Source organism: uncultured Salegentibacter sp. (genome assembly GCF_963972535.1).
In the GTDB taxonomy this organism is placed as follows: Bacteria; Bacteroidota; Bacteroidia; order Flavobacteriales; family Flavobacteriaceae; genus Salegentibacter.
The window spans coordinates 41,596-55,784 of record NZ_CAXAVR010000002.1 but is presented as its reverse complement, the minus strand read 5'-3'; the positions used below and the strand labels follow the sequence as shown (position 1 = coordinate 55,784).

The window sequence follows — 14,189 nt, the reverse complement described above, 5'->3', positions numbered from 1 at the left end:
ATTTTTTTAGAGTTTTAATTAACGAAACGAAAGTTTTGTTTTAGATATTAATGGTATTTTTTCTAAAAATTAAAGTTCTTGTTCGGTGTTCTTACAGAATCCATTAATTGCGATAGTTCAAGAGTTTTTTGAGGATATACTTCTGCGAGATTCGTTTGTTCCCCTGGATCTGATTCAATATTAAATAGCGCTACCGGAGCATTTGGATTTTCATTTACATTAAGACGAATAACTTTCCAGTCTTCTTTTAATAAAGCTTGTTTCCCACCAAATTCGTGAAACTCCCAGTATAAATATTCATGTTCTTTTTGTTCTTCTTTACCTTGAAGTGTTGGTAAAAAAGAAAGGCCGTCAATTGAATTTCCTTTAATTTTGGCCTCCGTAATTTCTGCAAGAGTAGGATAAACATCCCAAAATGCTCCTTTAAAATCGCTGGTACTACCGGCTTCTACTACTCCCGGCCACTGAACAATAAATGGCTCCTTAATTCCTCCTTCATATAAATCTCTTTTCACTCCACGATAATCACCGCTACTTCTAAAAAAGTCAACATCAGCCTGTCGCCGCCCGCCTTCCAGGTGAGTACCGTTATCACTAGTGAAAATGACTATTGTGTTCTCTTCAAGCCCCTGTTTCTTTAGTTGTGTTATCACCTTCCCTACGTAAGCATCTATACTTTCCACCAACGCCGCATAGGCCGCTTTAGGATATTCTTGTGAACCGTAATGCCGTCCTTCAGGCCAGGCTTTCTCCGGCTCGTATTTGCTTGAGCCATCTTGGTTTAAATGTGCCTCCATATATGTGTTAGGGACAACAAGTTCTGCGTGAGGAATGGTAAACGATAAATACAGGAAAAATGGATTATTTTTTTTCCGTTCTTCAATAAAGTTAACTGCAGCATCGGTAAACAGTTCATTGGCGTAACTATTAGGAGGGGTTTTCTCTTTAGTTAACAGTCCGTTTTCTATCACATCCAACGAATCGGGTTGTTGATAATGGGCGTCTACGTGGTGCAAATGGCCAAGAAATTTATCCCAGCCCCTTTTTTCGGGTGAACCAGTGCTGCCGGCAAGTCCTAGCCCCCACTTCCCATACATTGCAGTGGTATATCCCTGCTTCTTTAAAATTTCGGGGATAATTTTCTTGTCGGGATCTAGCGGAAATTCTCCATTCCCTCTTACTTCTGTATTCCCAGTATGTTGCCCTGTTAATAAGGCTGCTCTAGACGGTGCACAAACGGTACTACCGGCATAAAAATTTTCAAATTTTCTCCCATTTGCCGCCATTTGGTCAATATTGGGAGTTTTAATAATATCCTGACCATAGACCCCAATATCTCCAATACCTAAATCATCAGCCATAATAAAAACGATGTTAGGCATTTGTTTCTGTGATTTCTCTTTTTGCTGTTTACCTGTGCCTCCACAAGCCATAAAAAGAAGACTTAACAACAATAGACGAATTAGTTTTTTCATTTTAAATTTTTAAGCCTGTTAATAATCCTTGTTATTCCAGGGGAGAAATTATATAGCTATACTCATAATCCTGAAAAGGTATGCGGTATTTTTCTAAAGCAAGACTACCCCAGCTATTAATGCCTGCCACGCCCATTTGTTTGAGATCTACATCGAGATGAATTACATCATCTTCTTCCAATAGTCGCGAATGCTCCTGGCTCTTTTTTGCCGATGGATAAAGTTGTTCTAATGAATAAGGCAATGCGGAAACATTTAATAGCTTATCAATATAATCTATTTTTATTCCTTTTTTCTTTCCTTGAGAAACTGTTGCCCAACGTACATCTGTTTTATTCCCCGATTCCTGCGGACGGATATATGGATGATATTGATCTTTTACCAGGCCTTTATAAATTCCTACCATAGCGCTAAATTTTCTATCGGCATAGCTTTCCCAGGGGCCACGTCCATACCAACTGAAGTCTTCCAGGTCCTTAGGTAATTGCATAGAATTTCCTACCTTCAACAATAATTTATGATCTCCCCCAAGGGCTTTAAAACTATTCGTTACTTTTATTTTCGCGTTATCATATAACTCGAATGTTTGAATAAATTCAGCATCATCATTGAGTAAAGAATAGTGTACTTCTATTAGATACTCTCCACTTTTAAGGTTTTCATGTCTAAAATTCTTAATTTTTAAACCAGGGACTTTGAGATAATCCAAACTTTTATTTAAGCCTGCACCAAAATCATTATCAACTAAGGGTCGAAAAAGAGAAAGTTCAGGTCCTTTTTCAATAAGGATATCTCTCTTATATTCATAATCAAAAAATCTACCTGTTTTTTTATCAAATTTCACAGAAAACCTTCTTTTTGAGATTTTCAAAATTTCTTCAGTTTCTTCTACATTAAAGGTCGTCGGGTTTAATTTAGGCGCAGTAGATACGGGTTTAGTAATAGCAAATTCATCTTCTGCTAAAAGTGTACCTGCTTTCATTAAATTTTCATCACTGGCAAGTTTAGCTTTAATATGTACTCTGAATTCGGCAGTGGTATCCGTTGGAATTTCAAAATCTAATGGAATTTCAGTTATATTTTGCGGAGCAAGAGATATGGGCGTCACATTAGTTGAGTTTACTATTTCTCCATTTTTAAGCAAATCTATTTCATATTTAAAATTAGCTAGATCACGAAAAAAATGCTTATTAGTAATTTCTATACTTCGATTTGCATTATTAAATTCGAAGCCAATTTCCTGATGTACTTTTCTAACCTCATACGCATGAGGATTCCAGGTACGATCTGGCATAATCACCCCATTAACTAAAAAGTTATTATCGCTGGGGGTTTCTTCTGGACCCCAATCGCCACCATAACTAAAAATTTTCTTTCCATCTACTTCTTTGTAAACCCCCTGGTCTACCCAATCCCAGATATAACCGCCCTGTAAGCCATCATATTCTTCGATAACCTCCCAGTATTCTTTAAAGTTACCCATACTATTACCCATGGCATGTGCATACTCACTCATAATATACGGACGTTCCAAACCATTTTCAGCATAATATTTCATGGTATTGGGGTGAGGATATTGCGGGACAATTATATCTGTATTCCATTCGGTAGTGGAACGTTCGTATTGAACCGGCCGTGTAGGATCAAAAGCTTTAATCCAATTGTAAGCTTTATAAAAATTATAACCATTCCCGGCTTCGTTCCCCATACTCCAGGCCACAATAGAAGGAAAGTTTTTATCCCTCTCTACCATCCGTTTAATTCTAAGCATATGCGCGTGCTCCCATTCAGGATCATTTCCCAGGGTACGTTCAGGATCATAATACATCCCGTGAGATTCTATATTTGCTTCATCAATGACGTAAAAACCGTATTGATCACATAACTCGTACCAACGAGGGTCATTGGGATAATGAGAAAGTCTAACCGCATTTATATTAAGCTCTTTCATTATTCTTATATCGGTAAGCATTTGCTCCTCGGTAACCACATGGTGAGTTTCAGGATGAGATTCATGCCTATTTACTCCTTTAAACAAAACAGGCTTCCCATTAACCAAAAATTGATTTCCTTCTACTTCATAAGTTTTAAAACCAACTTTTTGGTTAATACTTTCTATAGTATTTCCTTTTGGTGATTTTAAATTAATAATGAGATCGTATAAATAAGGAATCTCCGCCGACCAGGAATTCACATTCTTTATTTCCTCTTCAAAACGCAGCATGGTTTTCCCTTTTTTACGCTTTAAGCCAATAGTGGGTTTTTCTTCTTTATAGAGAAGAATACCATTCTTGTCCTTTAAAAGAACCTCAACAATATTCTCACCCTGATCGGTATTAGTTCGATTCCAGAGTTCAATATCAAAGTTCAATTCTCCGTCTCGATAATTATTAATTAACCCACTTTTTACAAAAAGATCGTAAAAATGTACCTGGGGACGCGAATACAAATAAACATTCCTCTGAATCCCACTAATTCGCCAAAAATCCTGCGCTTCCAGATAACTACCATCACTCCAACGTCTTACTTCCAGCGTAATTAAATTTTCACCTGATTGAAGATAATTTGTCAATTCAAACTCTGACTCCAGCTTACTATCTTCCCCCATACCAACATACTCACCATTCACATACAGCTTAAACGCAGATTTTACTGCTCCTAAATGGAGAAAAACTTGTTGATCTTTCCAGGATTCCGGCAGTTTAAAATTACGACGGTAAATGCCTGTTGGTTGTTTTTTGTTTTCTATAAATGGAGGATTTGGATTATCTACCGCAAACTCAAAAGGATGGTTCACATATATGGGAGTGCCATACCCATTAAACTCCCAATTAGCTGGAACTTTAAAATCATCCCATTCTGAATCATCGAAACTTTCGCTTTGAAAGTTTTCAGGAAGATATTTATAATGTTCTTTCCAGAAAAACTTCCAGGTGCCATTAAGATCTAGAAATCTATTTGATTTTGATTTATCTCTGAGATGGGCAAGTTCTTCATTTTCAAAAGGAAAATAGGAAGCCCGCATAGGTAAGCGGTTCTCTTCCTGATAATTCGGATTTTGGAAGACATCTACATGATTTTGGTGTTGGGCAAATATCGATGTGAAACAAAACAGAAAGAAAAAGGAAACAGAAAAAATTATCTTTATCATTACAAAATATTTTAAAAAACAATGTTACGAAATTTTTTATTTTTCATTATATCAATTTTTTAAATTTTACAAATACTTTTCTTATACATACTATTATTATTCTTCCGAAACTATGACTAATAGACCCCAACCATCTTTATCTTCTATTTTTTTTGTTAATTTTTTTGTTAATAAATTATTATCAATATATTATCGAAAGTTTTCGAAGGTTTTTATTTGCTTTTATAGATAATTACCGCTAATTTACTAACAAAAACAAAATTATATCATGAAAAACTGCTATTCATTAATACTTTTTTTCTGCATAATGTTTTCTTCTTCGGCTTACAGTCAGGAGAAAATAGAGGTAGAAGGAACAGTTCTGGATGCTGAAACGGGTATTCCCGTACCTAGTGCCAATGTTATTGAAAAAGGTACAACAAACGGGGTTTTAACAGATTTTGACGGTAACTTTAAAATTGAAGTTTCCAGAGATGCAACGCTGGAAATTTCTTTTTTAGGGTATGCTACGCAAGAAGTAAAAGTGAATAGCCAAACCGAAATCCAGGTTTCGTTAGAACAGGACGCCGCGGCACTGGATGAAGTTGTTGTGGTTGGGTATGGCTCACAGAAAAGAGAAAGTTTAACGGGATCATTGCAAACCGTGGAAGGAGATGAACTTAGAGACATCACAACACCTTCGGTTGAAAACATGCTAAACGGAAAAGCGGCAGGAGTATACGTAGCGCCAGGATCTGGCCAACCTGGGTCCAGAGGAAGTGTGGTAATTCGGGGACAGGCAACCTTAAGCGGAACTACCAGCCCACTATGGGTTATTGATGGGGTTATAGTTGGATCAGGGCCTGGAGAATTAAACCCGGATGATATTGAAACTATGACTGTACTAAAAGATGCAGCCTCAACTGCTATTTACGGTTCTCAGGGTGCTAACGGAGTTGTTGTGGTAACCACGAAGAGGGCGAAACTAGGAAAAACAACCATAAGCGCCTCTTCTAATATAGGTTTTAATGAATTAAATAATGGGAATTTAGAAATGATGAATGGGGCGGAGTTATATGATTATTACGCTTCATTTGAAAACGCTGATCAAATTTCATTTCCCCGCTGGAACGAAGAATTACGCAACAGTAATTTCGATTGGTGGGATCTAGCCACCACTACCGGGTTTACACAAAATTACAATGTTTCTGTTCAGGGTGGTTCTGAAACACTTAGGTCTTATATGTCTGTAGGTTTGTATGATGAGCAGGGCGCTGTTAAGGGCTATGATTATACCCGTTACAATTTCCGATTCAGAACTGAATATAAACCTACTGATTGGTTGACTATTAAACCATCAATAAATGGTTCACTTCGAGATGTGGAAGATCGGCAGTATTCTACAACGGCTATGTACTCTAACTTTCCCTGGGACAGTCCTTATGATGAAGACGGGAATTTAGAACCTCATCGTTCTAGCAACTGGGTAAATAGTGCCAGCACGAATTACCTGTATGATCTTCAATGGAATCATTCCTCAAACAAAAACTATGAGTTTATGGGGAATATGGATTTTGATATTAAACTGACCGATTGGTTAACATTTTCTTCTGTTAATAACTATCGCTACAATAGTTATAAATCTAAAGGCTATACCGACCCGCGTTCTAATGGAGGCCAGAGTGTTAATGGGCGAATAACCGATTATCGATCGGAATCCACACGCAGATACACCAACCAAATTTTACGATTTGACCAAAGCTGGGGCAAGCATGAACTTAACGGAATTCTTGCTTATGAATTCAATGACTACCGCGGTGAAACCCTTGATGCTTATGGAACCGGATTTATACCTGGTTTTGAGGTATTAGACGTTGTATCTGTACCGGAACGAACCAGAGGAGGTATTAGTGAATGGGCCGTACAGTCAGGTCTTTTTAACGCAAATTATTCCTATGACACCAAGTACCTCGCTCAGGTTTCTTTTCGTAGGGATGGCGCATCCAATTTTGGAGATAATGCTAAATATGGAAATTTCTACTCGATTAGTGGAGGATGGAATATTCACAAAGAAAATTGGTTTAATGCAGATTGGGTAGACGCACTAAAACTACGTCTTGCGTACGGTTCTGTAGGAAACCGTCCAGGTTCCCTTTACCCGCAATACGATCTATATTCAATCTCAACTAATGCGAGTTACAATGAGAATCCAGGAGCATTAATTAGTCAGATAGGAAACGATGACCTAACATGGGAAAAAACGTTTACCAGCGGTGTAGGATTTGATGCAAGATTTCTTAATGACCGAGCAAGGCTAACCTTTGATTATTATGAAAAGAATACTGAAAACATTCTGTATCGGGTTCCTATTACGGGATTAACAGGGGTGACCAGTATTTGGCAAAATATAGGGGAAATGGAAAATAAAGGAATTGAAATTGCCATTGGCGGTGATATAATCCGAAACGAAGACCTAACCTGGAGTGTAGATCTAAATTTAGGGCATAATGTAAATAAACTTACAAAACTCTATCAAACAAAAGATGCCAGCGGAAATTATACTGTAAGACCAATTATCATAAGTGATGGGTTGGGAATTGCCGGTTCTGCACAACGCATGTTAGAACCCGGAAAGCCTATAGACACCTATTACTTAAAAGAGTGGGCCGGGGTAGATCCTGAGAATGGAGCTCCACTGTGGTACAACGTGGAAAGGGATGATCAGGGAAATGAAATTTCAAGAACTACCACTTCCAACTACTCAGAAGCAAGCTTTGAAAAAACAGGAAGAGTATCTCCTGATGTTTTTGGTGGATTTTCTACTGGACTATCATACAAACAATTCGACCTTGATGCTATGTTCGGTTATGCTTTAGGTGGTAAAATATATAACTATTCTCGTCAGGAATATGATTCAGACGGAACATATACAGATCGTAACCAAATGAAACTTAGACCTGGATGGAGCCGATGGCAACAACCAGGGGATATAGCCACTCATCCAATCGCTAAGTACAATAATCCTGATCAAGGTAATGCTACTTCTACTCGCTATCTGGAAAACGGTGATTTCTTAAAACTACGCTCACTAAGCCTGGGTTATAATATTGACCTTAGCCAGTTTGCTATAAGTAATGCACGTATTTCCTTAACTGGTGAAAACCTGTTCGTTATAACAGATTATTCAGGAGTAGATCCTGAAATTCCCGCGAGTAATGGTGCAGTGATGGGCTCTACCGGACCTGGAGTTTACCCGTCCACACGTAAATTTATGCTGGGACTTAACTTAACATTTTAATAAAAAATATCATGAAAAAAATACTTATAGCCTTTTTGGCCACGACAGTACTTTTAGCCTGCGATATTGACCGTCTACCACAAGGAAGCCTGGATTCCGAGACCATAGTCAATGATCCCGATGCTTCCCTTGAATCTCTGCTGAATGGGATGTATGCCCAGTTAAAAAGCTGGTCAGATCCTATGCACCGTATGGGTGAATATGCAGGGGACAATATGATGATTCGCGGCTCATCTACTGATGCGTTTTATGAATTTATATCATATTCTCGCACCCCAAACAATTATCGTTTGACACAATTTTGGGACTCAGGCTATAAAGCCATCGCACAAGCTTCAAATATTATTGATATGATTGAAGAGGGACAAAGTGAAGAGATAGATAACAACCTTGGCGAAGCTTACTACGTTCGGGGAATGATGTACTTCTACTTAACCCGTGCTTTTGGCCGTCCTTACTATCAAAATCCTCAAACAAACCTTGGTGTTCCTATTGTGAATGGTACACCTGATGATGTAATAAATTTAGAGCTTGAAGATCGTGCTACAGTAGAGGAAAGTTACCAACAAGCTATTACTGATCTAAAAAAGGCTGAAGAATTACTTACAATAGAAAAAGAATCGATTTATGCCACAAAGGAAGCAGCACAAGCTATGTTATCCCGGGTTTATCTTTTTATGAGTGGCACCTATGAATCTCCTAATACTGAATATGCTCAACTGGCTGTAGATTATGCAACCGAAGTGATCGGTTCGGGCAAGTATTCGTTATTGCCAAGAGAGGAATTTATGGAGTATAACACCTTTATTCCCGAAAATAATGCAGAAACCATATTCGCAATAAAAAGAGTTGCATCAGAATTTTCAGGTTACGACCACTATTATGGTGTTGGAGGCATGTACGCCAATATAGGCGGTATGGGCTGGGGCGAAATGTATGCCAGTGCAAAATATATTGATTTATTAGACGAAACAGGTCGTAATGACTGGCGCCCGGAAAGCTACAATTTAGTAGATGCTCGTGCAGCCTTTATCCAGCCAACCTATGATAATAGTGCTCCAGAAGTTTTCCGCTTTATTAAGGAAGATGGTGACGATTTAAATTATGTACAGGCAGAGATTACTCGTAGTGGGAACACGATAACTGCGGAAGACGACACAGATTCTTATACGCTCACTCCTGTTGACGCTAATCAGGAGATTTATTCTATTCAATATAGAGATGGAAAGACTTATACAGGTGTGATAGACAACTATATTTCACTAAACCGGGTTTACCCACAATTTTACATTACTAAAGCATCGCTTGAAGGAGAAGAATCTCACTTACACTCTCCAGTCATTAGTCGTTTAGGTGAAATTTACCTGAACCGTGCTGAAGCTTATGCAAAACTTGGTAATTATAGCGCAGCACTTGACGATTTAAATATGATAAGGGAGCGTTCTATTGTAGACGGAGGTTACAGCTCGCTAGATGCATCCAATGCCAGTGAAAGAATTGATAAAGAACGTCAGCTTGAATTAGCTTATCAGGCTGAACGAAGCTATGATGTTTTCCGAAATGGGAAGGCACTAACACGGGAATATCCAGGACCACACAACCAAAATGAGGTGATTCCCGCTACCGATTTCCGCGTGCTGTTTTATATTCCGCAGGATGCCATCAATTCATACCCGGGTACCCTTACACAAAATCCAACCCAATAGTAAGCGTACATATTTAATTGCAACCTGTTAAGACTTGTTGCTTTAAAAGAAGATAACGTTTTACTTTCAAATATAGAATTAGCCAAATTCTATTCTTTCTAAAAAGCGTCTCGTTTAAAATTTTAACGAGACGCTTTTATTAAAATGTTCATCCAATTATAATTCATATGAAGCTATTAAAAACCGTATGTAAAGGATTTTTTCTAATTTTAGTTTTTAGTTCTTGCCAGGATAATTATTTCAAAGAAATTCCTAAAAAGTATACCTACCCAATTCCTTTAGGTAAAAATTCCTGGATTTCCAACAATCAGGAAGAAGATAGAAAAATTATTAAAAAGGAAGGGATTCATAATTGGGATGGCAAAAAACCTATTCAAAGTTATTTTAGAACCAACAAATCAGGATTGATAGAACTTGGGCTTAACCTTAGATCGGCCACAGGAAATACCGAACTAAAAGTATCACTTGCGGGAGAAAGCCGTAAGGTTCAGGTTAAAAACAAAGACTTCCAGGAAGTGTATTTAGGAGAATTTAAACTTAAAAATTCCGGTTACCAGCAAGTAACTATTGAAGTTATAGAACCGGAATCAAATGAAAATTTAACAATTAAAGAACTCCTATTGGCCGGGCCTGTTACCAGTGGGGAAGTGAATTATGTAAAAGATAATTTCCATTTTGGCCGTCGTGGACCTTCAGTACATTTGCGTTACCCCATCCCGGAAGAAAGCAAAAAACCAACTTATTTCTACAATGAAATATTTGTTCCCAAAGGCGAGGATGTTATAGGTTCCTACTATATGGCAAATGGATTTTCTCATGGTTATTTTGGTATGCAGGTAAATTCAGAAAATGAACGTCGAATCCTATTTTCGGTTTGGAGCCCTTTTGACACACAAGATCCTGCTGAAATCCCTGAAGATCAAAAAATTATTATGCTCAAAAAAGGAGATGATGTCTATACCGGCGAGTTTGGCAATGAAGGCTCCGGAGGACAGAGTTTTAAAAAATTTATGTGGAAAACCAATACCACCTACAAATTCCTACTGAAAGGTGAACCTGCAGGTCCAAATCATACAGATTATTCCGCATATTTCTATGCGCCAGAAAATGACGAATGGGAACTTATTGCTAGTTTTAGAAGACCAGAATCAAGTAATTATTTAGGTAGTTTATATTCTTTCCTGGAAAATTTTGTGCCTGCTACCGGAGACCTTTCTCGTAAGGCTCACTATACAAACCAATGGCTATATGATGAAGAAAAGGGCTGGATAGAACTCACTGAGACCATTTTCACAGCTGATGCCACCGCTAATCAAAAACATAGGTTAGATTATGAGGGTGGAGAGACCACAGGAGGATATTATTTGAAAAATTGTGGCTTTTTTAATGAAACAACCGAGGTCAATACTAATTTTAAAAGGGAAGCAACCGGGAATGCACCACAAATAAATTTTGAAAATTTACCTTAACAACTATAAATCAATCTTAAAAATACTTTCACTACTTTTTTAATGGAAAAAATATTAATTACGGGCGCAGCGGGACAATTAGGAGTTGAACTCACCACTGCTTTAGCTTCAAAATATGGGGCCAGTAATATTCTGGCCAGTGATATTAACTCAGAATCAGCTAAAAAATTTAGTTCAGTAAAATTTCTAACCTTAGATGCTACCGATTCTAAGCACATTGAAAATATTATTGTAACTGAAAATATTACCCAGATATATCATTTAGCTGCTATCCTTTCAGCCAAAGGTGAAGATAATCCTCTTTTTACCTGGGATTTAAATATGAAGAGCCTTTTAGGGATTTTAGAGGCAGCCAGGAAATACCAGCTTAAAATTTTTTGGCCATCATCTATTGCTGTTTTTGGAAAAGACACGCCGCGTAACAATACACCCCAAAATCCGGCAATGATTCCAGGTACCGTATATGGTATCTCTAAGCAGGCCGGTGAACAATGGTGTAATTACTATGCTGAAAAGTTTAAAGTTGATGTGAGAAGCGTGCGTTATCCTGGCTTAATATCTTATTCAGCCCAACCTGGTGGTGGTACTACCGATTATGCTGTAGATATATTTTATAAATCTAAAGAAGATAAAAAATACACCTGTTTTCTTAGTAAAGATACCCGTCTACCCATGATGTATATGCCCGATGCCATAAGAGCCACATTGGAATTGATGGAAGCACCTGCTTCAGAAATTAAAACACGTACCTCCTATAACGTTTCCGGAGTAAGTTTTACACCGGCTGAACTTGCTGAAGAAATCAGTAAACATATCCCAGATTTCAAAATTTTATATGAACCTGATTTTCGACAACATATTGCAGACAGCCGGCCCCAGAGCATTAATGATGATGTAGCCGAACAGGAATGGGGTTGGGAACCTAAATACGATCTTAAAAAAATAACCGTAGATATGCTTAAAAATATAAAATGTGAAGCCTATTAACCTGGTGAACGGTTGTACTATTAATACCAAATTGAGCGTCTAAATCAGTATGGATTTTAATCCACTAAAAGCAGTATTTAGCGTTACAAGAAGCTAAATTGATTATAATATTCAATTTCATCATATGACTTTCAAAAAATTCGGAATAATAAAAACCTGGAGCGCTATTATTCTCCTGGGTTGGTTTAATTTTTCTCAGGCACAAAGTCCGGAAGGAGTCACTCACTCCGGGCAACACACAAACCAGATGCCTTTTCCAGTTGATTCGTATCACGAATTAGCAAACCCAACTCCCACTCCTGTTAAACTTTGGAATAATTCTCAAAAAACTATAATTGGATGGGGTAAAACCAGTAAAAGGTACGAGAAAGAAAAACCGGTATCGAAAGATTCACTTTCAACTGATTTAAACCTGCAAGGCTGGAGAGGAGAAAAACTTTCTGCTCAATGGGTAGTTTCAGCAGGAAAAAAAGATTTAAACCTAAGTGTAGAAATATCAGATTTAAAAAACAGAAATAATAACCAGGTTATTTCAAAGGAGCAAATAGAAAGTGCATTTGTTCGCTATGTATTAACAGATGAACTTAATAAAGATCAAAAAGGAGCCTGTGGCCATCGCGTCCCGGCAAACTTTGATTCAACTTTAGTGGCCGATGTTATAGATCATAAAAGAATTCAAGGTATTAAAACGAACCACAAGACCCGGCTGGTTATCCATTCAGGTTCCCCAAAACACCGAACCAGGTCTTTATTCGGGAACTTTAAAAATAAAGGATGGTAGTAAAATTTTAAAAAAGTCAATTATAACTATTACGGTAGAAGAACGTCTTTTGTCAGCTCCAAAAGAATGGAACTTCCATCTGGATCTATGGCAAAATCCATATGCTGCAGCCCGATATTATAAAACCGATTTATGGAGTGATGAACACTTTAAAGCTATGGAAGAGGATATTCATCATTATGTGAATGCTGGAGGAAAATCTATTACAGCAAGTATTATTGACCGTCCCTGGGATGGCCAAACACAGGATGCTTTTCATTCTATGATTCGGTGGACTAAGAAGCTTGATGGCACATGGGATTTTAGTTTTGATGTCTTTGATAAGTGGGTAGAATTTATGATGGATTTAGGCGTGACCAAACAAATTAATGCCTACAGTATGATTCCCTGGAAACTAAGCTTTGCTTATTTTGATGAAGCTACCAATACTACAAAACACCTTAAAACCAAACCCGGAGAGGAAGAATACAAAAATTCCTGGACAGCTATGCTTAAAGCCTTCGCTGCCCATTTAAAAGAAAAAGGATGGTTTGATAAAACTTATATCGCTATGGATGAACGCCCTATGGAATCTATGGAAGCGGCTATGAAAGTTATAAAAAATGCTGATAAGAATTTTAAAATATCTTTTGCAGGTAATAGTCATCCTGAATTGTTTAATGCTATAGATGATTATTCAATTACATTAAGTGAAAATTATCCCGATAAAATTATTGAATCCCGTAAAAAACAGGGAAAAACAAGTACTTTCTATACCAGTTGCTCCCATCCCTATCCCAATAGCTTCACTTTTAGTGAGCCTTCAGAAACCGAATGGTATGGCTGGTATGCCGCCAATAAAAAGTTAGATGGTTATTTACGTTGGGCATACAACAGTTGGGTTCTGGAGCCACTTTTAGACAGCAGGTTTACCACCTGGGCAGCTGGAGATACCTATTTTATTTATCCCGGCGGAAGAACATCTATACGCTTTGAAAAGCTATTAGCTGGAATACAAGCCTATGAAAAAATTCAAGTCCTAAAGTCTGAATTTAAAAGGAATAATAATACTGAAGCACTTTTACAAATTGATAAAATATTGTCCTCTTTCACAATAGATGAGCTTAACAATAAATCAGCTTCTGTAATGATAGATAAAGCTCAAAAGGCTTTACAAAACTTATAAAAATATTGCTATGAAAATTTTAAGTTTATTCTTTATAAATCCAGTAACCGTGGTTACTGGTAAATTTCACGCTTAAAATTACAATATATACCGATTATCATAAAATAAACAAAAGGCAAATTGAGAAATGAGCTAAGCCTTTATCACAATACTGTTTTAAGTAAATAGAATATTAAAA

General features: G+C 37.4%; 8 protein-coding genes. 6 read left to right on the top strand and 2 right to left on the bottom strand.

Features of this window, described 5'->3' with window-relative positions; genetic code table 11:
- Window positions 1-62 precede the first annotated feature (62 nt).
- The gene (locus AACZ30_RS00600) at window positions 63-1,475 is read right to left on the bottom strand and encodes an arylsulfatase (RefSeq protein ID WP_339646667.1); all 1,413 of its coding nucleotides are present in this window, start codon (window positions 1,473-1,475) and stop codon (window positions 63-65) included.
- A 31-nt stretch (window positions 1,476-1,506) separates the two neighbouring features.
- Window positions 1,507-4,626, bottom strand: coding sequence for a glycoside hydrolase family 2 TIM barrel-domain containing protein (locus AACZ30_RS00595; RefSeq protein ID WP_339646664.1), 3,120 nt, complete (start codon window positions 4,624-4,626; stop codon window positions 1,507-1,509).
- Between the two features lie 268 nt (window positions 4,627-4,894).
- Here AACZ30_RS00595 and AACZ30_RS00590 point away from each other — a divergent pair, with 268 nt between their 5' ends.
- The 6 genes from AACZ30_RS00590 (at window position 4,895) to AACZ30_RS00565 (ending at window position 14,011) form a co-directional block, all read left to right on the top strand.
- Entirely contained in the window at window positions 4,895-7,903 is a 3,009-nt protein-coding gene (locus AACZ30_RS00590) for a TonB-dependent receptor (RefSeq protein ID WP_339646661.1), read from the top strand.
- 11 nt (window positions 7,904-7,914) lie between these two features.
- Window positions 7,915-9,609, top strand: a complete 1,695-nt coding sequence (locus tag AACZ30_RS00585; RefSeq protein ID WP_339646660.1) for a RagB/SusD family nutrient uptake outer membrane protein — start codon at window positions 7,915-7,917, stop codon at window positions 9,607-9,609.
- Window positions 9,610-9,776: 167 nt separating this feature from the next.
- Window positions 9,777-11,078 carry a DUF3472 domain-containing protein gene (locus tag AACZ30_RS00580; RefSeq protein ID WP_339646658.1) on the top strand — a complete coding sequence of 434 codons (1,302 nt, stop codon included), beginning with the start codon at window positions 9,777-9,779 and terminating at the stop codon, window positions 11,076-11,078.
- A gap of 42 nt (window positions 11,079-11,120) precedes the next feature.
- Window positions 11,121-12,065 (top strand): NAD-dependent epimerase/dehydratase family protein, encoded by a 945-nt coding sequence (locus AACZ30_RS00575; RefSeq protein WP_339646655.1) that lies wholly within the window; start codon window positions 11,121-11,123, stop codon window positions 12,063-12,065.
- A gap of 124 nt (window positions 12,066-12,189) precedes the next feature.
- Window positions 12,190-12,846 (top strand): hypothetical protein, encoded by a 657-nt coding sequence (locus AACZ30_RS00570; RefSeq protein ID WP_339646653.1) that lies wholly within the window; start codon window positions 12,190-12,192, stop codon window positions 12,844-12,846.
- A 49-nt stretch (window positions 12,847-12,895) separates the two neighbouring features.
- Window positions 12,896-14,011, top strand: a complete 1,116-nt coding sequence (locus AACZ30_RS00565) for a DUF4091 domain-containing protein (protein WP_339646651.1) — start codon at window positions 12,896-12,898, stop codon at window positions 14,009-14,011.
- Window positions 14,012-14,189 lie beyond the last annotated feature (178 nt).